This is a genomic window from Microvirga medicaginis (assembly GCF_052658925.1).
The window spans coordinates 137492-157793 of sequence record NZ_JBQWEL010000006.1 but is presented as its reverse complement, the minus strand read 5'-3'; the positions used below and the strand labels follow the sequence as shown (position 1 = coordinate 157793).

Annotated in this window: 21 protein-coding genes and 1 other RNA gene; 12 read left to right on the top strand and 10 right to left on the bottom strand. The window is 62.3% G+C overall.

Features of this window, described 5'->3' with window-relative positions; genetic code table 11:
- Nucleotides 1-13 precede the first annotated feature (13 nt).
- The 3 genes from rnpA to ACUXUR_RS10605 all read left to right on the top strand — a co-directional run bounded on the left by rnpA (nucleotide 14) and on the right by ACUXUR_RS10605 (nucleotide 4017).
- Nucleotides 14-463 carry a ribonuclease P protein component gene (gene rnpA, locus ACUXUR_RS10615; protein ID WP_445502315.1) on the top strand — a complete coding sequence of 150 codons (450 nt, stop codon included), beginning with the start codon at nucleotides 14-16 and terminating at the stop codon, nucleotides 461-463.
- A complete protein-coding gene (gene yidC / locus ACUXUR_RS10610) occupies nucleotides 456-2306 on the top strand; it encodes a membrane protein insertase YidC (RefSeq protein WP_445502314.1) in 1851 nt (616 codons plus the stop codon). The genes rnpA and yidC overlap by 8 nt, the downstream gene beginning before the upstream one ends.
- A 166-nt stretch (nucleotides 2307-2472) precedes the next feature.
- Nucleotides 2473-4017 carry a CYTH and CHAD domain-containing protein gene (locus tag ACUXUR_RS10605; protein ID WP_445502313.1) on the top strand — a complete coding sequence of 515 codons (1545 nt, stop codon included), beginning with the start codon at nucleotides 2473-2475 and terminating at the stop codon, nucleotides 4015-4017.
- A gap of 213 nt (nucleotides 4018-4230) precedes the next feature.
- Here the strand turns inward: ACUXUR_RS10605 and ACUXUR_RS10600 are convergent, their stop codons facing one another.
- Nucleotides 4231-4479, bottom strand: a complete 249-nt coding sequence (locus ACUXUR_RS10600) for a hypothetical protein (RefSeq protein ID WP_445502312.1) — start codon at nucleotides 4477-4479, stop codon at nucleotides 4231-4233.
- Nucleotides 4480-5373: 894 nt separating this feature from the next.
- Here ACUXUR_RS10600 and yihA point away from each other — a divergent pair.
- From yihA to ACUXUR_RS10580, 4 genes are all read left to right on the top strand, one after another.
- On the top strand, nucleotides 5374-6030 hold the full coding sequence (gene yihA, locus ACUXUR_RS10595; protein ID WP_445502311.1) for a ribosome biogenesis GTP-binding protein YihA/YsxC: 657 nt from the start codon (nucleotides 5374-5376) through the stop codon (nucleotides 6028-6030).
- Nucleotides 6027-6395: a DUF423 domain-containing protein gene (locus tag ACUXUR_RS10590; RefSeq protein WP_445502310.1), complete on the top strand. Its 369-nt coding sequence runs from the start codon at nucleotides 6027-6029 to the stop codon at nucleotides 6393-6395. Before yihA ends, ACUXUR_RS10590 begins: the two co-directional genes overlap by 4 nt.
- A 77-nt stretch (nucleotides 6396-6472) precedes the next feature.
- Nucleotides 6473-7375 (top strand): acetylglutamate kinase, encoded by a 903-nt coding sequence (argB, locus tag ACUXUR_RS10585; protein WP_445502309.1) that lies wholly within the window; start codon nucleotides 6473-6475, stop codon nucleotides 7373-7375.
- A 197-nt stretch (nucleotides 7376-7572) separates the two neighbouring features.
- Entirely contained in the window at nucleotides 7573-8304 is a 732-nt protein-coding gene (locus tag ACUXUR_RS10580) for a pyrimidine 5'-nucleotidase (protein ID WP_445502308.1), read from the top strand.
- Between the two features lie 57 nt (nucleotides 8305-8361).
- On the opposite strand, the gene ACUXUR_RS10575 is transcribed toward ACUXUR_RS10580, so the two are convergent.
- Nucleotides 8362-8865, bottom strand: a complete 504-nt coding sequence (locus ACUXUR_RS10575) for a YciE/YciF ferroxidase family protein (protein ID WP_445502307.1) — start codon at nucleotides 8863-8865, stop codon at nucleotides 8362-8364.
- A gap of 109 nt (nucleotides 8866-8974) precedes the next feature.
- Complete coding sequence (locus ACUXUR_RS10570) at nucleotides 8975-10162, bottom strand: DNA recombination protein RmuC (protein WP_445502306.1); 1188 nt, start codon at nucleotides 10160-10162, stop codon at nucleotides 8975-8977.
- An 84-nt stretch (nucleotides 10163-10246) separates the two neighbouring features.
- Between ACUXUR_RS10570 and def the strand changes: the two genes are divergently transcribed.
- The 4 genes from def to truA are packed head-to-tail and all read left to right on the top strand — an operon-like array spanning nucleotide 10247 to nucleotide 12943.
- Entirely contained in the window at nucleotides 10247-10765 is a 519-nt protein-coding gene (gene def / locus ACUXUR_RS10565) for a peptide deformylase (protein ID WP_047187655.1), read from the top strand.
- Nucleotides 10762-11694 carry a methionyl-tRNA formyltransferase gene (gene fmt / locus ACUXUR_RS10560; RefSeq protein ID WP_445502305.1) on the top strand — a complete coding sequence of 311 codons (933 nt, stop codon included), beginning with the start codon at nucleotides 10762-10764 and terminating at the stop codon, nucleotides 11692-11694. Before def ends, fmt begins: the two co-directional genes overlap by 4 nt.
- A 9-nt stretch (nucleotides 11695-11703) precedes the next feature.
- Nucleotides 11704-12198 carry a GNAT family N-acetyltransferase gene (locus ACUXUR_RS10555; RefSeq protein ID WP_445502304.1) on the top strand — a complete coding sequence of 165 codons (495 nt, stop codon included), beginning with the start codon at nucleotides 11704-11706 and terminating at the stop codon, nucleotides 12196-12198.
- Nucleotide 12199: 1 nt separating this feature from the next.
- Nucleotides 12200-12943: a tRNA pseudouridine(38-40) synthase TruA gene (truA, locus tag ACUXUR_RS10550; protein ID WP_445502303.1), complete on the top strand. Its 744-nt coding sequence runs from the start codon at nucleotides 12200-12202 to the stop codon at nucleotides 12941-12943.
- On the opposite strand, the gene ACUXUR_RS10545 is transcribed toward truA, so the two are convergent.
- The 3 genes from ACUXUR_RS10545 to dapD form a co-directional block, all read right to left on the bottom strand.
- Nucleotides 12940-13530: a hypothetical protein gene (locus ACUXUR_RS10545; RefSeq protein ID WP_445502302.1), complete on the bottom strand. Its 591-nt coding sequence runs from the start codon at nucleotides 13528-13530 to the stop codon at nucleotides 12940-12942. The genes truA and ACUXUR_RS10545 overlap by 4 nt on opposite strands.
- 100 nt (nucleotides 13531-13630) lie before the next feature.
- Nucleotides 13631-14794, bottom strand: a complete 1164-nt coding sequence (gene dapE / locus ACUXUR_RS10540) for a succinyl-diaminopimelate desuccinylase (protein WP_445502301.1) — start codon at nucleotides 14792-14794, stop codon at nucleotides 13631-13633.
- Nucleotides 14795-14797: 3 nt separating this feature from the next.
- Nucleotides 14798-15643, bottom strand: coding sequence for a 2,3,4,5-tetrahydropyridine-2,6-dicarboxylate N-succinyltransferase (gene dapD, locus ACUXUR_RS10535; RefSeq protein ID WP_445502300.1), 846 nt, complete (start codon nucleotides 15641-15643; stop codon nucleotides 14798-14800).
- A 155-nt stretch (nucleotides 15644-15798) separates the two neighbouring features.
- Between dapD and ACUXUR_RS10530 the strand changes: the two genes are divergently transcribed.
- Nucleotides 15799-17379 carry a sensor histidine kinase gene (locus ACUXUR_RS10530; RefSeq protein ID WP_445502299.1) on the top strand — a complete coding sequence of 527 codons (1581 nt, stop codon included), beginning with the start codon at nucleotides 15799-15801 and terminating at the stop codon, nucleotides 17377-17379.
- 15 nt (nucleotides 17380-17394) lie between these two features.
- Here the strand turns inward: ACUXUR_RS10530 and recR are convergent, their stop codons facing one another.
- From recR to ffs, 4 genes are all read right to left on the bottom strand, one after another.
- On the bottom strand, nucleotides 17395-18000 hold the full coding sequence (gene recR, locus ACUXUR_RS10525; protein WP_445502298.1) for a recombination mediator RecR: 606 nt from the start codon (nucleotides 17998-18000) through the stop codon (nucleotides 17395-17397).
- Between the two features lie 9 nt (nucleotides 18001-18009).
- Nucleotides 18010-18330 (bottom strand): YbaB/EbfC family nucleoid-associated protein, encoded by a 321-nt coding sequence (locus tag ACUXUR_RS10520; protein WP_445502297.1) that lies wholly within the window; start codon nucleotides 18328-18330, stop codon nucleotides 18010-18012.
- A 15-nt stretch (nucleotides 18331-18345) separates the two neighbouring features.
- Nucleotides 18346-20160, bottom strand: coding sequence for a DNA polymerase III subunit gamma/tau (locus tag ACUXUR_RS10515; RefSeq protein WP_445502296.1), 1815 nt, complete (start codon nucleotides 20158-20160; stop codon nucleotides 18346-18348).
- Nucleotides 20161-20188: 28 nt separating this feature from the next.
- Nucleotides 20189-20285, bottom strand: an RNA gene (ffs, locus tag ACUXUR_RS10510) — signal recognition particle sRNA small type.
- Between the last annotated feature and the right edge of the window lie 17 nt (nucleotides 20286-20302).

The window sequence follows — 20302 nt, the reverse complement described above, 5'->3', positions numbered from 1 at the left end:
TTAAGGACCCCCGATGCGCGAGCCTCGCGCAGATGTGACCATCGGGCGTCTGACGAAAAGACCTGACTTCGTCGCGGCGGCCTCCGGCCGCCGCTTTCATACGGAGCGGATGACGGTGCAGGCCCGCCTGCGCGAGACTTCTGATCCCGACATCTCGGAAACGGGCCTTCGGGTCGGCCTGACCGTCACGAAGCGGGTTGGCCACGCCACCGAGCGCAACCGGATCAAGCGTCGGCTCCGAGCTGCCCTTCCCACGGCGGCACACGACTACGCAACCATCAACGCGGACGTCGTCATCATCGGCCGACGCGATATTCTGACCGCGGATTACGACGTGCTCATCGACGATCTTCGGCGCGCGCTACGGGTTGTAACCAAGCCGAAAAGCGCCCACCTCTCTGATCGCCCCCTCCCCTCCTCACCTCCCCTAAAAGGCGAGCGTCGCGGACATTCCCATGCGTGAAGACAACAAAAACCTGATCCTCGCCATCGCCCTGTCGCTGGCGGTTCTGCTGGGCTGGCAATATTTCTTTGCAGCTCCCCAGGCTGAGAAGCAGCGCCAGGCTGCGCAGCAGCAATCCACGCAGGTGAACCCCACCGCGCCAAATCCGCCCCCGAGCCCGAGCCAGGCCGGTGGCGCCTCGCCGACGGTGCCGGGAACGGTGCCGAGCACGCCGGCAGCCCCCACGATCGTGTCCCGCGAGGCTGCTCTTGCCAATTCGAAGCGCGTCACCATCGACACGCCTGCCATCGCAGGCTCGATCAACCTGCGCGGCGGCCGCATCGACGACGTGGCGCTGAAGCACTATCGCGAGACCGTCGATCCCAAGAGCGCCAACATCGTGCTCCTGTCTCCGGAAGGCACGCAGAACCCCTATTATGCGGAATTCGGCTGGCTCGGCGCTCAGGCCGGCAGCCTGCCCAACGCCAGCACCGAATGGACGGCCGACCGCGACCGGCTCACCCCCTCCTCGCCGGTAACCCTGACCTGGGACAACGGCCAGGGCCTCGTCTTCCGCCGCACGATTTCGGTGGACGAAAAGTTCATGTTCACGATCAAGAGCACGGTCGAGAACCGCGGCTCCGAGGCCGTGGCTTTGCAGCCCTACGGTCTCGTGTCCCGCCACGGCAAGCCGACGACGCTGGGTTATTACGTGCTGCACGAGGGTCTGATCGGCGTTCTGGGCGACAGCGGCCTTCAGGAGATCAAATACGACGCTCTCGACAAGGAAACACCTGTTGCAGGCTCCAACGTGTCCCAGAAGACATGGGACGGCGCGCAGGGCGGCTTCCTCGGCATCACCGACAAGTATTGGGCCGCCACCGTCATCCCGGATCAGGCGATGACCTATCAGGGCGCCTTCACCTCGCAGCAGAGTCAGGCAGGCCGCACGTACAACGCGCTCATGCAGGGGGCAGCGCAGACCATCCAGCCGGGCAGCACGGTCGAGACGACGCAGCGTCTCTTTGCCGGTGCCAAGGAAGTGGCGACCGTCGATGCCTACCAGAATTCTCTCGGCATCAAGAACTTCGATCTCATGATCGACTGGGGCTGGTTCTACTTCATCACCAAGCCACTCTTTAAGGTGCTGGACTTCTTCTACAAGCTATTCGGCAATTTCGGCATCGCGATCCTGCTCGTGACCGTGATCCTGAAGGCTCTGTTCTTCCCGCTCGCCAACAAGTCCTATCGCTCCATGGCGAAGATGAAGGCGGTGCAGCCGGAGATGGCCTCGATCCGCGAGCGCTATGGCGACGACAAGATGAAGCAGCAGCAGGCGCTGATGGAGCTCTACCGCAAGGAGAAGATCAATCCGGTCGCGGGCTGCTGGCCGGTGCTGATCCAGATCCCGGTGTTCTTCGCGCTCTACAAGGTGCTCTTCGTCACCATCGAAATGCGCCACGCGCCGTTCTTCGGCTGGATCCGCGACCTCGCGGCGCCCGATCCGACCTCCGTCTTCAACCTGTTCGGCCTGCTGCCCTACAACCCGGGCGCCGTGCCGGTGATCGGCCATTTCCTGTTGCTCGGCGCCTGGCCGCTCTTCATGGGCTTCACCATGTGGCTGCAGATGAAGATGAACCCGGAGCCGCCGGACCCGGTGCAGAAGCAGGTCTTCGCGTGGATGCCGGTGATCTTCACCTTCATGCTCGGCTCGTTCCCGGCCGGTCTCGTGATCTACTGGGCCTGGAACAACCTGCTCTCGGTCACTCAGCAGGCCTTCATCATGAAGCGCAACGGCGTGAAGATCGAATTATGGGACAACCTGCGCAAGACCTTCTCGCGCAGAAGCGCGACCCAGAGCTGAGATCCAGCCACCTCAAAGTGGTCATCCCCGGGCTTAAGTCCCGGGGATTTTTTTATGCACGACGCCAATCCATCGTTTCAGCACTGCGCGCATGATGTCCGTGCGCCCGTTCCATCCCACTGCCCGGACGCTATATTCCACCTCATGAAGCAATTGCGGCAGCATCATGAGCGCCAAGGATCACGAGAACAGCCACTCCCCCACAGCGGAGAAGGAGCCGCGCGAGATCGAGCTCAAGCTTGAGCTTGCCTCCGGCGGGGTCGATTCACTGCTCGGACATCCTGCCCTCGCCCATGCCCGGTCCCTGTCCGGCCAGAGCGGCCATCTGCATGCCGTTTATTACGACACGGACGATCAGGCCTTGCGACGTGCCGGCATCAGCTTGCGCATCCGCAGCAAGAACGGGTGCGCCATTCAGACCGTCAAGGCCGGGCACGGAGAGCGCGGTCTCACCATGGATCGCGGCGAATGGGAAACTCCTGTCGACGGTGCGCTCGACTTCGCGGCGATTGCGGAAACACCCCTTGCCTCCCTGCTGCCTGACAAAGCAGCCCGGGAAGCGATCAAGCCTCTTTTCACCATCGAGACGGAACGCAAAGCCTTCGAGATCGAGCATGACGGGGCCATCATCGAAATGTCCCTGGACCGGGCTGAGGCTTCAGCGGACGGACGCTCTTTCCCCTTCTCGGAAGTCGAGCTCGAGTTGAAACGGGGAGAGGCTACGGCTCTCTTCGCCTTCGCTCGCGCTTTGAGCGAGGCCGTTTCATTGCGCCTCGCCCTCATTGCAAAATCCGAGCGTGGCTATCGTCTTATGGAGGACGGCTCCATCTGCCCCTTCAAGGCGGAGAAGATCGAGCTGCCGCAGGACGCATCCTGCGCCGAGGCCTTCCGGATCATCGCGCGGAACTGCCTGTCCCAGATGATGCTGAACGAAACCCTCGTTCGGCAAACGCAGGATCCCGCAGCCCTGCACCAGATGCGGGTGGGCCTCAGGCGGCTGAGAGCGGCGATCTCCCTGTTCAAGAGCCAATTGCTGGCCGACAGGGAAAGCGCGGAGATCAGGGACGCTCTCCGCTGCGCAGGCCAGCCCCTGGGGGAAGCCCGCGACCTCGACGTCCTTCTCGAACGGCTGCGCACTGCGGACGAAACCGGGCCTGATCCGTCCGACCTGAAGGAGATCGAGCAGCGGCGGACGCTCGCCTACAGAAATCTGCTCGACACCCTGGAATCGCCGCGCTTCATGGACGAGATGCTGCGGAGTGCGGCCTGGATCGAGGCCGGAGCCTGGAGCATCGGGAACAAGGGCGGACAGAAGAAGGCCCTGAAGCTCCCCGCCAGGGACTTCGCCGTCACCGAGCTGTCGCGGCGATGGCGGCGCATCCGCAAGCTCGCCAAGCACATGCGCGACGTCGATGACATGGAGCGCCACCAATTGCGGATCCGCATCAAGAAACTGCGCTATGGAGCCGAGTTCTTCGGCTCGCTCTTCGCTTCCAACAAGGCACAGAAGCGCCGCAAGAAGCTGTCGGGCGCCCTGGAGGACCTGCAGGAGCTGCTGGGAGAATTGAACGATCTTGCCGTCCATGGCTCCCTGGTTCCGTCCCTGTCGGCACTGTCACCGGAAAGCATCGACCGGCGGCGAAGCAAGCTCCTCGACAAGGCCGAAGCAGCCGCCGACAAGCTCGACGAAGCAAAACCGTTCTGGGTGTGAGGCTTTGGCTTCGGAGCGGGGCGAGCGTTCAAGCACCGGCCTGCCGCGAATGGAATTGGCTCGGGCAATTCCGCGTCTTTTTCTCTGTGCCGTCTCTATTCTCGTCGTGGCCGCACTCGTTGCGGCCATCCACGTCTTGTTGCAGCGGTGTTTTCAAGACATGGATCCCGGCACAATCCCTGGAGCAGGTCCGGGGACCGTCCTGACGGGAAATCAGCGCGACCACTTTTGCTCGTTGATTTCCGGCTCGTCGTGAAAGCGTCGCTCCATGCGAATGGCGATGCGGCGCACGGTGCCGTGGCTGCGGAAGAGCATCTCCTTCAGCTGTCGGAACATCGTCAGATCGGTCGTGCTCGGTCGGTAAGATGTATCACGCCAGTAGCCGTGGATGAGGGCGACGGCCTGCTGCACAAGCCTGGCCGCTTCCGTGAGCGGCGGTTTGGATTTACGGCGGAAGACCATGACGACACTCCCCTGAGGATGAAGCGACCACCAGCAGTGCTGGTGGTCGGGGAGTAGTAAGACCGCCAACAGACGGCCGCGATGACCTTTAGGCTTTCGCCCTGGACATGCGCCATCGCCTCCCCGGCCATAGCTGGGAAGGCATCGTTCACGGCCGATACCGGCCGCTGTTGGAGGGGCTTACTAGACCCCGGAACCGGGTGTGCCCGGCTCCGGCAACGAGATAACACGCAAGAGTGGTGAGGGGTCAATGGATTTGCTGCCATTGAGCCGCATCCTCCACCGTCACGGCCGGGCGTGTCCCGGCCATCTCGATTGGAAAAGCGCCGCACCGCAGCGGGGGATCCCCGGCCCAAGGCCAGGGATGACGCGAGAGGCTGCGGCAGGCGGGAGGGTGCAGCCGGAACATGTTCTCACTCTGTTCTTGACAATATGCCTAAACTGAGTTACATCTGCTGCATCCTGACCTGCCGGGGGCGCGCTCGCGAGGCGTCGTAAGCTGCGGGGTCGGGAGCGGTCCCGTGCGGGAGGTGAACGCAGGCTCGTGTGACGGGAGGCCCAGGCTGTGCCCGGGGTTCAGGATTGGTCCGGAGCCGCCCGCTGAAAGCGATGCGGTGTCCGCTTCGGGCAGTTGCTGGGACCGCGCCGCCTGTCCGCCTAAAAGAACCGTGCGCGAGGAGCCGTTCGGTTCCACGCTTCACTTCCAAGATCGAGCCGGACCGCTCCTCGCGCCTCCCCTCGACTGCCAAACCTCGGAACGCCACCGGCCCCGGGGACAATGGCGCATGCCATAAAGACCCTTGCCCTCTTCCGAACCCACTCACTTTCCTATCATTTCATCGTTGTGACGCCTGCGGTCTTGAACAGCCTGCACGGAGCAGCGATAAGGACCTCATGACAGATACGGCACCTGATACCGACCCCTTCCTCGAGATCGGCCGCAAGCTCTTTGCTGGCGAGGCGGATTTCATCTGGGCTGCGAATTCCCTGAAGAATCTGCCGCCCCAGAGCAAGGTGGAGATCGCCTTCGCCGGACGTTCCAACGTGGGCAAGTCGAGCCTCGTGAATGCGCTTACCGGGCGCAATACGCTCGCGCGCACCTCGCACACGCCGGGACGCACGCAGCAGCTCAATTTCTTCAACATCAATGACCGCTTCCACCTCGTGGACATGCCCGGCTACGGCTATGCCGCCGTGGACAAGGAGAAGGTTCATGCCTGGACGCAGCTGATCCACGACTACCTGCGTGGCCGCGCGAGCCTCGCCCGGGTCTATGTGCTGATCGACGCCCGCCACGGCATCAAGCCGGTCGACGAAGGGGTTCTCGAAACGCTCGGCACTGCAGCCGTCTCCTACCAGATCGTGCTGACCAAGGCGGATGAGCTGAAAAAGGGCGAACTGGAAAAGCGGATCGCCGACACGGCCGAGAAGATCTCGAAGCGCGCCGCAGCCTTCCCCGAGATCCTGCCGACGTCCAGCCGCTCGGGCTTCGGCATTCCCGAGCTGCGCGCCGGAATCGCCCGGCTGCTCAGCGAAAGAGGCGCTCTGTGAACCTGGCGACCCGCCTCCTCATCGCTCTGGCCGGTCTCTCCGGCGCTCTGGGCGTCGCTCTTTCCGCAGCGGCGGCCCACATCACGGGCGGCAATCTGACCACCGCGGCGCAGTTTCTCCTGTTCCATGCCCCGGGTCTCCTTGCCCTGGCGGCCCTGATCGCGACGGGAGCTCTCCATCCGACCGTCGCCCAGGTTGCGGGCTATATCCTCGTTCTGGGCCTCGTTCTGTTCTGCGGCGATCTCTCCCGTCGCGCTTTCGCCGGGATCTCCCTCTTCCCCAGAGCCGCCCCCACGGGCGGCATCCTGTTGATGCTCGGCTGGGTTCTGGTGGCGGTATCAGCCCTTCTTCGCGTCCGAGGCTGAAGTCCTTGTTTGCATGGGCCCGCCGTTCAGCTAGAACGCAGGCCGTTTCGTCTTCCTTCCACCCGCTGGAGCCGCCTATGTCCGATTCCAATCAGCTCCCCGACGTTCATGTGCAGGCCGAGGTGCTTGTTCAGGCCCTGCCGCACATGCAGCGCTATGACCAGCAGGTCGTGGTGATCAAGTACGGCGGCCATGCGATGGGGGACCGCGCGGCGGCCGAGGATTTCGCCGAGGACGTGGTGCTCCTCGAGCAATCGGGCATCAAGCCCATCGTCGTCCATGGCGGCGGGCCCCAGATCGGCAAGATGCTGGAAAAGCTCGGCATCAAGTCCGAGTTCAAGGGCGGCCTGCGGGTGACGGATCAGGCGACGGTCGAGGTTGTCGAGATGGTGCTCGCGGGCTCCATCAACAAGCAGATCGTGGGCTGGATCGGCACCGAGGGCGGCAAGGCCGTGGGCCTCTCGGGCAAGGACGGCAACATGGTGATCGCCCGCAAGGCGACCCGCACCGCCGTGGATCCGGATTCCAACATCGAGAAGGTGGTGGATCTCGGCTTCGTGGGAGAGCCGGAGAAGGTGAACCGCGAGGTTCTGGACCAGGTGCTCAGCGCCGAGCTGATCCCGGTTCTCGCCCCTGTGGCCATCGGCCAGGACGGCCAGACCTATAACGTCAATGCGGATACCTTCGCGGGCGCCATTGCGGGTGCCATGACGGCCAAGCGTCTTCTCCTCCTCACGGACGTTCCGGGCGTTCTGGACAAGAACAAGAATCTGATCCCGGAAATGACCATCGAGGATTGCCGCCGCCTCATTGCCGACGGCACCATCACCGACGGCATGATCCCGAAGATCGAGACCTGCATCTATGCCCTGGAACGGGGCGTGGAGGCCGTGGTCATCCTCGACGGCAAGGTGCCGCATGCGGTGCTGCTCGAGCTCTTCACCGATCACGGCGCAGGCACGCTGATCCGGCGGGGCTGAGCGCCCCCTTTTCGGGACCTCACACCATCACTATATTCTACTCAGTGGGGCCGCACGGCCCCATTGCCGTCTCTAGAGCATCGGACCCAAAAGTGGACTTGCACTTTTGGGATCCATCCGATGCTCCTTGTCTAGAGGAGCGCATCGTTGGATGCGGAAAACCGGGGCCACTTTTCCACACGATGCGCTAAGGATCCATGAACGCCAAACCGCCCGTCGAAAACCACCTGTCGTCTCCCGACTCCCGCGCCTTCTCGCACGTGGACACCTGGGTCTTCGATCTCGACAATACACTCTACCCACACACCTCGCGGGTCTGGCCGCAGATCGACGAGCGCATCACCCTCTACATCGCGGAACTCTTCGGTCTGGACGGCATATCGTCCCGGGCCCTGCAGAAATATTTCTATCATAAATACGGCACGACCCTGCGGGCACTGATCGAAGAGTACGATATCGACCCGCATGATTTCCTCGACTTCGCGCACGATATCGACCACACGGACATCGAGCTGAATGCCAGCCTTGGGCAAGCCATCGAGAAATTGCCGGGCCGCAAGCTCATTCTCACCAACGGCTCCCGCAAGCATGCGGAAAACGTGGCGAAGAAGATCGGCATCCTCGACCATTTCGAGGATGTGTTCGACATTGCCGCATCGAACTTCGTCCCCAAGCCCGAGCGGCGTGCCTATGAGCATTTCCTCGACAAGCACGGTGTCGAACCCACGCGCTCGGCCATGTTCGAGGACATCGCCAAGAACCTCACCGTGCCGCACGAACTCGGCATGACGACGACGCTGATCGTACCGAAGACGGTGGACCCCTTCCGAGAGAGCTTCGAACAGGAAGCGGTGAAGACGCCGGACATCGACTACATTACGAACGATCTTGCGGAGTTCCTGCGTCAATACGCACTGCCGGCGAAGTAACGTCCCCACCCAATGAAAATGGCCTCCCGAAGGAGGCCATTTCTTAATCGGACGATCTTACGCAGCCCGCGTATTGATCTTGCTCTCGGCGATGCGATTGAGCTTCTGATCCGTGGCCTTTTCCTGATCCAGGATCTGATGCAGAACGCCGGCGCAATCATCACGGCCAAGCTGCTTGGCCCAGGCCGCGAGCGTGCCATAGCGCGTGATCTCATAATGCTCCACGGCCTGCGCGGCGGCAAGCAAAGCGGCATCGAGAACCTGCGGATCATCGATATCGCCGGCGATATCCTGCGCCTCGTCGATGATGCCGTCGATAGCCGGGCAGGTCACGCCCTTCGGATCATGGCCGTGCATGCGGAAAACCTGCTCGACCATCTGAATTTGCTGCTGGGTTTCACCCAGGTGCGTCTGGAACGCCTGCTTCAGCTGAGGATCGGAAGCCTGCTCGATCATCTGCGGCAGCGCCTTCGTGATCTGCTGTTCGGCGTAGTAGATGTCCTGCAGGGTGTGAACGAAGAGATCGTCCAGCGACTTGATGTCCTTTGACAAGAGACCCATAGCGCATATTCCTTCCCGATATGTGGCGTCGTCCAACTGCAAGCGCCCGCACTCGCGTGGCGCGTCGGCTAGAATTGGGAGAACGTCGCTTTGGAAAGGCGGTTCCGGGCTATTCGACGATGCGCAGGTCGCGTCCTTGAAGCCTGAGCATCTCGGCACGAGCTTGAGCATCGCCATCCTCGAATTCGAGCGCCTCGATTCTCTCGCTACGCTTGACGATCTTTTCCGTCGAGACGCGGATCTGCGCCACATCATCCTGCGCCTGCCGGAAATGTGCATCGAGCTTGGCCACGCGACTGTCGAGGCGGCTCACGTCTTCGAGAAGTTTCTGCACCTCGACTTGGATCACACGCGCTTCCTCGCGGATACGCGCATCACGCACGAGAGCCTGCATCACCTGAATGGCGAGGGTGAGAAGAGATGGGGAAACGATGACGATACGGGAGCGATGCGCCTTCTGCACCACATCATCGAAATGCTCAGCTAAATCCGCATAGATCGACTCCGCCGGCACGAAGAGCATGGCGATATCCTGCGTCTCGCCGGGAATAAGATACTTCTCCGCGATGTCCTTCACGTGCACGAGCATGTCGCTGCGTACCTTCGCGGCGGCACGGGCACGGGCCTCCTCCCCTCTTGCTTCGCGGAAGGAGGTGAATCCTTCCAGTGGAAATTTCGCATCAATGACGAGACCACGGGCATCGCCTGGCAGACGCACGAGGCAATCGGGCCGCGTTCGATTGGACAGCGTTGCCTGGAACTCGAAAGCATTTGGAGGGAGCCCATCGCGAATGATCGCCTCCATGCGTCCTTGGCCATAAGCGCCTCGACTTTGCTTGTTGGCGAGAATATCCTTCAGCCCGACGATCTCGCCGGTGAGATTGCTGAGGTTCTGCTGAGCTGCATCGATCACGGCGAGCCGCTCATTAAGCTTCGATAGGTTCTCACTCTGATGGCGCGTCGAGGCTTCAAGCCCCTGCCCCACCCGATGCTGGAGTCCATCAATCCGCTCCGAGATCATGCGGATGAAGTCGCTCTGGCGGGAGCCGAAAACCTCGGCCATGGTCTGCATGCGCCCTGTCATCTCCGCCTGGATCCGCGTGAGCTCGGCCACCTTGTCATCCATCTCACGCGCGCGCTCCTCCGCAAGCACTGCCTCCAGAGCCTTCTCCCGACGTGTCTTCAGGAGCAGCACGGTCACAAGGGTAAGAAGCAGCAGGCTCAAAGCCGCCATGCCAATGACGATATGCCCCCAGGTGAGGGCATGATTGCCAAGGATCAGGACAATATCGTTCATGGCCATGCTTCCGGTTGACGGCGGCATCCGAACATATCACGAACGATTTGACCATCCTTCTAGAAGCCCTTATCTCCCGCGATCATGACCATTAGACCCCTCGTTATCATCCCCGACCCCAAGCTCCGTCTGGTTTCCGAACCCGTTAAGGAAATCACGCAGGAGATCCGTCAGCTGGCCGACGACATGCTGGAGACCATGTATGACGCTCCCGGCGTCGGCCTGGCTGCCATCCAGATCGGCGTGCCCCTGCGTATGGTGACCATGGACGTGTCGAAATCCGAGGACGAGCGCCAGCCGATGGTGCTCATCAATCCGGAGATCACCTGGGCTTCGGAAGAGAAGCGGGTCTACGAGGAAGGCTGCCTGTCGATCCCTGAATATTACGAGGAGGTCGAGCGACCTGATCGGGTGCGCTTCCGCTACATGAACCTCCAGGGCGAAGTGATCGAGCAGGAGGCGGACGGTCTCCTGGCCACTTGCGTGCAGCATGAGATCGACCACCTCAACGGCGTTCTGTTCATCGACTATCTGTCCAAGCTCAAACGGGATCGGGTCATGACCAAGTTCAAGAAGGCTGCAAGGCGCGAGGCCGGAGCATGAGCCTGCGCGTCGTCTTCATGGGCACGCCCGACTTCGCGGTGCCCACGCTGGCGGAGATCGTCGGCCAGGGTCACGAGGTCGTTGCCGTCTATACCCGCGAGCCGGCGGCCGCCGGGCGTGGCATGGAGTTGAAGCCCTCCCCCGTCCATAAGATGGCAGATCGGTTCGGCCTTCCCGTCTTCACGCCCAAGACCTTGCGTACGGAAGAAGCGACGGAAACCTTCCGCAGCCTCAATGCCGATGTAGCGGTGGTGGTGGCCTATGGCATGATCCTGCCGAAAGCCATTCTGGAGGCGCCGGAACTGGGCTGCCTCAATCTCCATGCCTCCCTCCTTCCCCGCTGGCGGGGCGCAGCGCCGATCCAGCGTGCCATTATGGCGGGCGACAAGGAAACCGGCGTTGCCGTGATGAAGATGGAGGAAGGCCTCGATACCGGCCCTGTCGCCATGGTCGAGAAGGTCGTGATCACTCCCGACATGTCCGCAGGCGAGCTCCATGACAAGCTGATGGTGCTGGGTGCTGACCTGATGGTCCGAGCACTCGCAGCCCTCTCGCGGGGCGGCCTGAGCTTCACGCCCCAGCCGGAAGAGGGTGTCACTTACGCTCACAAGATCAAGAACGAGGACGCCAGGATCGACTGGTCCAAGCCTGCGCATGCGGTGCACGATCATATTCGTGGCCTGTCCCCCTTCCCCGGCGCCTTCTTCATCTCCGATTTCGGTAAGGGTGAGGAGCGGGTGAAGGTTCTGAAAGCTACGTTGGGGAAAGGCTCAGGTGACGTAGGGACACTTCTCGACAGCGATGGTACGGTATCTTGTAGCGAGGGAGCCGTTCGCCTGATACAGGTTCAGCGCGCCGGCAAGGGCCCCGTTGCTTTCGATGAATTCCTTCGTGGCGTGAGGATCGGTCCGGGCGCCCGCTTCTTATGAGGTTCGTCCATGGGTATCCGCGTAGAGGAAGCCCCCGACTGGTCTGCGGTTAATGCCATCTACGAGGCTGCCTTTGGACAACGGATCGAAGCCGACCTCGTGCGCCACCTGCACCATGATGGGGATCTGTTTCTCTCCCTTACGGCATATGCGGATAAGCCTGCCGGCCATATCGCCTTTTCGTATCTGACTCTTCACGAAGCGCCTCCTGTCAAAGGCGCTGTGCTGGCACCGCTTGCAGTTGCGCCCGAGTTTCAGAAACAAGGCGTCGGTTCGACCCTCGTCCGGCGAGGCCTTGAGAGGCTCACGGCCGACGGATACGACTTGGTCGTCGTTCTTGGCGACCCGAATTATTACAACCGCTTCGGATTCACCTCCCAACTGGCAAGGCCGTTGAAAACCCCTTATGACGGGCCTTATCTCCAGGCCCTTGCTCTTTCCGAGAAGGGAAAAGAGGCCCATGGCCCGGTGTCCTACGCCCGGGCCTTTGCAGAATTGAAATGACATGCCCCGCTACAAGCTGGTCGTGGAATACGACGGCACGCCATTCACAGGCTGGCAGCATCAGACGAATGGACTCTCCGTCCAGCAGGCGGTGGAGGATGCCATCGCGCGCTTTGCCGGCGAGACGGTTCGCATCCATTGCGCCGGACGCACGGATTCCGGCGTCCATGCGACCCATCAGGTCGTGCATGTGGATCTCACGAGAGAATGGCGGCCTGATACGGTGAGGGACGCCATCAACGCCCATCTGAGGCCAGCGCCCGTTGCGGTCATCTCGGCGCAGACGGTTCCTGAGACCTTCCATGCACGCCTCTCGGCGATCAAGCGGCATTATGTCTACCGCATTCTCAATCGCCGCGCTCCGCCGACTCTCGACGCCTCCCGCGTCTGGCATGTGGCCTGGCATCTCGATGCCGCCGTGATGCACGAAGCGGCGCAATTTCTCGTCGGGCGACACGACTTCACCACCTTCCGCGCGGCGGAATGCCAAGCGAACAGCCCGATCCGCACTCTCGACCGGCTGGATGTGGAGCGCATCGGCGACGAGATTCGGATTTACGCCTCCGCCCGCTCATTCCTGCACCATCAGGTGCGCTCGATGACCGGAACGCTGGAGCGTGCCGGAGCCGGACGTTGGTCGGTGGACGATGTGCGCGCGGCTCTCGAGGCGCAAGACCGCACCCGCTGCGGCCCCATGGCGCCGCCGACGGGACTCTACTTGATCGGAGTGGATTATCCGGATTAACCGAGCAGGCTGCGGGTGATGCTCCCCACGCAGGAATTGAGCACGATTCCGAGCAGCACGATGCCGATTGCCGGGAGATTCGACAGTCCCAGTGTCGCCTTGGTAGCAAACCATTGCATCCGCACGATGATCACGGCGAAGGCAAAGCTGAAGACGCTGGCGAGCGATGGCGTGGCCCATCCGAGCAACAGGAGCATGGCTGGCACCGACAGCACGAGCAGGCCCATGGCCGTGATCCAGTTCGTCACGATGACGAATGGCGCATAGGCCTTCGTCAGATTGAAGCGACGAGCGATCCAGATCATGGCGAGGGGCAGCACCATGAAGCTCGCTACATGGCCGAGCGCCACCACGAGATCGATCCAGATATTGTCGAGCAGGGAACGATCCGGCTGCAGGAGACCGAGGCGCAGGCGCTCGAATGCCAGTGAGACGATGTAAGCAGGCAGCGTCAGCCAGATCGCGGTAAACGAGCGCCAGAATCCTTGCTCACTCATGTCGAAGGATTTCAGCCCCTCGACCCTGCTGTGGAGCAGGTCGAGCGTTCCCCTGAACGAGCGGTTAACCTCATCTGCCGTGACGATCATGAGCAGCCTCACATGGTTGGGATGCTCACGTGAAACCGGCTGGAGTCGCAAAACGTTCCAGAAGAACTCCGACTTTAGTCCAATAAAGCCGCGCTTATCCCTAGGAGTTACGCGCGAAATAGGCGTTCAACACTTTGCGATAGACCGCGGCGAGCCGGTTGAGATCTGCCACCGCTACGCGCTCGTCGACCTGATGCATGGTCTGTCCGACGAGGCCGAACTCGACCACCGGGCAGTCCTTCACGATGAAACGCGCATCCGATGTACCGCCCGTAGTGGAGAGTTTCGGGCGGAAACCCGTCTCGGTTTCGATCGCATCGGCGATGAAGCCCACAAACTCGTTCGGTGGCGTGAGGAAGGCAATGGCGTTTGTCGGCTCCATGCGTAGTGTATAGCGAACGCTGTTACCGGCCGCCTCACTCAGGCGGTCAGAGATTTCAGCCTCCAGACTCTCGGGCGTCCAGAGATCATTGAAGCGAATGTTGAAGGTAGCTCTCGCCTCGGCAGGGATCACGTTGGAGGCGGGATTGCCCACATCCACCGTCGTCACCTCGAGGTTCGAAGCATCAAAGTGATCCGTGCCATGATCGAGCGGCTCGCGCAGGAGCCCCTCCAGCAGGCGCAGCATGCCGGGGATCGGATTGTCCGCGAGGTGAGGATAGGCGACGTGCCCCTGCTTGCCCTCCACCACGATCTTGCCGGTGAGCGAACCGCGTCGCCCGATCTTGATCATGTCGCCGAGTTGATTTGGATTGGTCGGCTCGCCGAGAATGCAATGGTCGAAGCGCTCGCCGCGTCCCTTCGCCCATTCGAGGAGCTTGACCGTGCCGTTGATGGCGGGCCCCTCTTCGTCGCCCGTGATGAGAAAGCCGATGGAGCCGCTAAAATCCGGATTGTCGCGGATGAAGCCAAGCGCCGCCGCCATCATGCACGCGATGCCACCTTTCATGTCGACCGCACCGCGCCCGTAAAGCTCGCCGTCTTCGATCTCGGCACTGAATGGATCATGCCGCCAGCGGCTGACATCGCCTGACGGCACCACATCCGTATGGCCCGCGAAGAGCAGGTAAGGCTTGCCCGTGCCGTAGCGAGCGTAGAGGTTCTCCACGTCCGGCGTGCCGGGCTCGGAGAAGACCGGGCGATGCACCTCAAACCCCGCCGCCTTCAGCACGCTCTCGATGAAAGAGAGGGCGCCACCCTCCTCCGGCGTCACGGACGGGCAGCGAAGGAGCGATTGGGCGAGAGAGAGCGGTGAGGTGTCCATGGATCAGTCTCTCAACAACTCGTTGATGCCCGTCTTGGCGCGGGTCTGCGCATCGACGCGCTTGACGATGACGGCGCAATAGAGCGACGGGCCGGGGGTGCCGTCCGGCAGGGGCTTGCCGGGAAGCGAGCCGGGAACGACCACGGAATACGGGGGCACACGGCCGACAAAGACCTCGCCTGTGTTGCGGTCGATGATCTTGGTGGAGGCAGAGATGAACACGCCCATGGAGAGCACCGAGCCTTCGCCCACGATCACGCCTTCCACCACCTCGGAGCGCGCGCCGATGAAGCAGTTGTCCTCGATGATGGTGGGGTTGGCCTGGAGCGGCTCCAGAACGCCGCCGATTCCCACGCCCCCGGAAAGATGTACGTTCTTGCCGATCTGCGCGCAGGAGCCGACAGTGGCCCAGGTATCCACCATGGTGCCCTCGTCCACATAGACGCCGAGATTGACGAAGGAGGGCATCAGCACCACGCCGGGCGCGATATAGGCGCCGCGTCGCACGGTGCAGTTCGGAACGGCGCGGAAGCCCGCCGCTTTGAACTCAGTCTCCGCCCAGCCATCGAACTTAGAGGGAACCTTGTCCCACCAAGTGGCCTCGCCCGGCCCCCCCTTGATGACCGTCATGTCGTTGAGGCGGAAAGAGAGGAGCACGGCCTTCTTCAGCCACTGATGCACCTGCCATTCGCCGCCTCCGGCCTTGTCCGCCACGCGGGCCCTGCCGGAATCGAGAAGCTCCATGACCTGCTCCACGGCATCGCGCACGGCGCCCGTGGTGGAGGGATTGATATTGGCCCGGTCTTCCCAGGCGGCATCGATGATACGGGCGAGTTCGGTCATGGACATGGGTTCACTCGGAGCAAAAGGATTATTGGAGCCTTGCTTAGCAACGAGATCGGGCCCTGTCACCTGCACAAGAGAGCAACAGCCTAGCAGAGTGTCTTCACTGCCCTACATCCGACCGCGATAGCGGAACCGAATCGTCTTCTGTCATGATACCAGTGCGTGACATCCGCAGCGTTCTATACGCCACGGCATTTCTGTTCGCTGTTGCGGTGCTGGTGCTGCGTGGCGCATTTCTATGGATCGAGTACCGGGCTGCGCTGACCCGGGCCGAGGCCGCGACGCAGGATCTCGCGCTCCTGATGGAAGAATACGCCAAGCGCACCCTGGAGACGAGCGATCTGCTCCTGGGCGATATTATCGCCTATGCACGTTCGAAGGGCGGCATTGGCGCATTGAGCGAGACGGATGAAGCCAAGGAGTTTCTCTCCGGACTGACGCGCCGATCGACTGCAAGTGATCTTTTTCTTATCGTCGACAGGGACGGTTACCTCGTTGCCACTTCAATCCCGCAAACCAGCATGCCCGTGTCGTTCGCGGACAGGACATGGTTCAAGGCCCATCGCGCAGGAGCCGAGAGCTTCGTAGGCGGCGCGATTTTCGGGCGCATCAGCAATGAACTTCTCTATACCTACTCGCGGCGCATCTCGGATCTCAACGGAGAGTTCGACGGCGTGGCCCAGGTGGTGCTAAGACCGAATTTTCTGCAAAATCTTTCGCGCGCGGATGCCGGCACGGAGAACGTCACTCTCGGAATCTGGGGGCGGGATGGTCGCGTCATCGCCCGCACGGGCCTGACGCAGGAACAGCTCGATTCCGGCGTGGGTCACACGGCTCTCTTCATCGACAAGGCAGCGCAGCGCACAGGCACCTACCACGAGATAGACCCCATCGATGGAGTCGAGCGGATCATCTCGTTCCGGCGACTGGACCGCTGGCCCATCACCGTCACGGCCAGCATCCCTGTCGCTGCAGCGCTCTCGGCCTGGACGAAAGGGCTTTACTGGAGCGCCGCAATTGCATTCATCATCCTGGCAGCTTTCGGCTGGCTGACTTGGTTTGGCGTCCGTCTCAGCGAAGAGACGGAGCGAGCCCAACGACTCCTTCAGAACGTGAACGAGGAGCTCGCCGAGGCGCTGTCCGACAAGGTGACCCTGCTTCAGGAAATTCATCACCGGGTAAAGAACAATCTGCAGGTCACATCGAGCCTACTGCAGATGCAGGCGCGTCGCTTTCCCGACGAAAACGTGAAGGCCGCATTTCAGGAAACGCAGGATCGTCTGCAATCGGTCGGACTGATCCATGATCTTCTCTATCGCAAGGAAACAGGCGGGACGATCAACCTGCGGGATTATTTGAACCGCCTCATCGACGAAATCTCGGCCACTTACGGCGCCCAGGCTCGCGGCATCACGGTCGATCATCTCGATGCCGAGCCGATCGCCATCGATCTCGAACGCGCGGTGCCTCTGGCCCTTGCCGTCACCGAGGCCATGACGAATGCCTTCAAGCATGCTTTCGAGCCGGGCCGGGGCGGGCGGATACAGGTCGGCGCCCAGCGCTATGACAATCAGATCGAGATCGTGGTGCGCGATAATGGAAAAGGCGTATCGGGCGTAACGGAAAACGACTCGTCGCTCGGCATGAAGCTGATCCGCGCCTTTGCCTCCCAGCTGGGCGGCCGCTTCACGCTTGAAAGCGAAGGGGGAACGATTTTCAGGCTCGTGATCCCGGCCTGAGATCATCGATGCAGGTCAGAACGACGTGCGCTGCCGAATAGCGGCGGAGAGCGTTCCTTCGTCGAGGTAGTCCAACTCGCCGCCGACCGGCACACCATGGGCCAGCTTCGTCACCTTCACGGGCAAACGACCGAGAAGCTCGGTGATGTAATGTGCGGTGGTCTGCCCATCGACCGTGGCGTTGAGCGCGAGGATCACCTCCGTCACGCCGGGCTCGGAGGCGCGGGCGACGAGACGGTCGAGGTTCAGATGCTCGGGACGCACACCGTCGAGCGGCGAGAGAACGCCGCCGAGCACATGGTATTTCGCATTGACCGCACCAGAGCGCTCGAGCGCCCAGAGATCGGACACGTCTTCCACCACCACCAGGATCGACGGATCGCGCTTGGGATCGCGGCAGATGGTGCAGGGGTCGGAGGTATCCACATTGCCGCAGGACGAGCACACCACGATCCGCTCGTTGGCGACGCGCATGGCATCGCTCAAGGGGTTGAGCAGCGTATCTCGCTTCTTGATGAGATGCAGCGCGGCACGGCGCGCCGAACGGGGGCCTAAGCCCGGCAGGCGCGCGAGCAGCTGGATCAGGCGCTCGATCTCGGGACCGGCAACGTGCTGAGCCATTCAAGAGCCTCAGAACAGCTTCAGGCCGGGCGGCAGGGGAAGGCCCTTGGTCAGGCTTTCCATGCGCTCCTGCGCAGTGCGATCGGCCTTCCCCCGCGCGTCGTTCATCGCGGCGACGATGAGATCCTCCAGGATCTCCTTTTCGTCCGGATTCATGAGCGACGGATCGATGCTGATTGCCTTGAGGTTGCCTTTTCCTGAGATCTTCACGGTGACGACACCGCCGCCGGCGCTGCCCTCGACTTCGAGATTGTCCAGCTCGGCCTGGGCATCCTGCAGCTTCTGCTGCATCGCCTGAGCCTGCTTCATCAGTCCCATGATGTCCTTCATGACCGCGCTCCTCGGTTAAAACATTTCGTCTTCGGCATCCGCCTCATGTGCCGCCAGCACATCGGCATCGCTCAATTCGGTCTCGGCGTCTTCGCCGCCCTTCTCCGCGCGTTCGATCACGTTGACGATCTGCGCGCCGGGGAATTTGGTGAGAACCGCCTGCACGAGCGGATGGCTGGCTGCGCCTTCCTTGCGTTCGCGCTCGGCGGCGATCGCCTGATCGCGCAATGTGGGTGCGCCCTCCTCGGAGGACAGCGAGACCATCCAGCGCTGACCGGTCCATTGCTGGAGTGCGCGCGACAGATCGTTCGCGATGGTGCGGCTGCCGGATTCAGCGAGACTGAGTTCGATGTGACCTTCCTCGAACCGGACGAGGCGCACATCACGCTCCAATGCGGCCTTCAGCACGATCTCACGCCTCTCGCCCGCGAGCGCCACCACATCCTCGAAGCGGCGCAAACGCATCGTCGGCTCGGCCGGCGCCGGTTGAGGGCGAGGCTGCGGATGAGGCTGCGACGTCGCAAGCGCCATGCTCCCGGACGTAGACGGACCACCGGAGGGCCTGGAAGGAGCAGGACCGCCGGAGGGCAGCGGCGCACCATCCTTCAGCGCGCGCAAGGCTTCATCCGGTGTCGGCAGATCGGCGGCATAGGCCAAGCGCACCAGGACCATCTCCGCCGCCGAGATCGGACGGTTGGAGGATTGCACCTCGGGAATGCCCTTCAACAGCATCTGCCACGCGCGCGAGAGCGTGCGCACCGAGAGCTTCTGCGCATAATCGAGACCGCGCGTGCGCTCGATTTCCGAGAGCGCGGGATCTCTCGCCGCTTCGGGGATCAGCTTCAGGCGCGTGACCACATGCGAGAAAGCGGCGAGATCGGAAAGGATCACCGCCGGATCGGCGCCGGCATCGTATTGCGAGCGAAGGCCTGCGAAAGCGGCTGGCACATCGCCGCGCATCACAGCCTCGAAGAGATCGATGACCTGCGTGCGATCGGCCAATCCCAGCATGTCGCGCACGGTGTCGGGCGTCACCACGCCCGCGCCATGGGCAATAGCCTGGTCGAGCAGCGAGAGCGAGTCGCGCGCGGAGCCCTCCGCCGCGCGGGCGATGGCGGCGAGTGCCTCCTGTTCGGCCTGCACGCCTTCGGCTGCGCAGATGCGGGCGAGATGCGCCACGAGCTTGTCCGCCTCGATGCGGCGCAGGTCGAAGCGCTGGCAGCGCGACAGGATCGTGACGGGAACTTTGCGGATTTCGGTGGTGGCGAAGATGAACTTCGCGTGGGGCGGCGGCTCCTCCAGCGTCTTCAGGAAGGCGTTGAACGCCTTCTCCGAGAGCATGTGGACCTCGTCGATGATGTAGACCTTGTAACGGGCCGAGACCGGCGAATAGCGTATGCCGTCGATAATCTGACGCACATCGTCGATGCCGGTGTGGGACGCAGCGTCCATCTCCAGCACGTCCACGTGCCGCGATTCCATGATCGCCTGGCAGTGCACGCCGAGTTCCGGCATGTGAATGGTGGGCGCGCCGGTGCCGTCGGTCCTCTGGTAATTGAGGCCGCGGGCGAGAATGCGGGCCGTGGTGGTCTTGCCGACGCCGCGGACGCCGGTGAGCATCCAGGCCTGGGGAATACGCCCGGTCTCGAAGGCATTCGAAAGGGTGCGCACCATCGCCTCCTGACCGATCAGGTCATCGAAGGTGCGGGGGCGGTATTTGCGGGCAAGAACGCGATAGGGCGAAGACTGCGCCTCGGGTGCGGGCGCGGCCGGGAAACCCGGCAGGGCCGGCTCGTCGTTCAGGGGCGTGCCGGCTGTGGTGTCGTCCATCGGCTGCAAGGCTTTGGGAAACTCTTAAGGTGGGAGGCTGGACGAAGACCCGTTCGGTCTCGTTAGGGCTGCTTCCTTCCGGACCTGACCCGGTTGGCGAGTGAGACGTCCCTCGCCAACCTCCCAATGGCTATATGGGCGT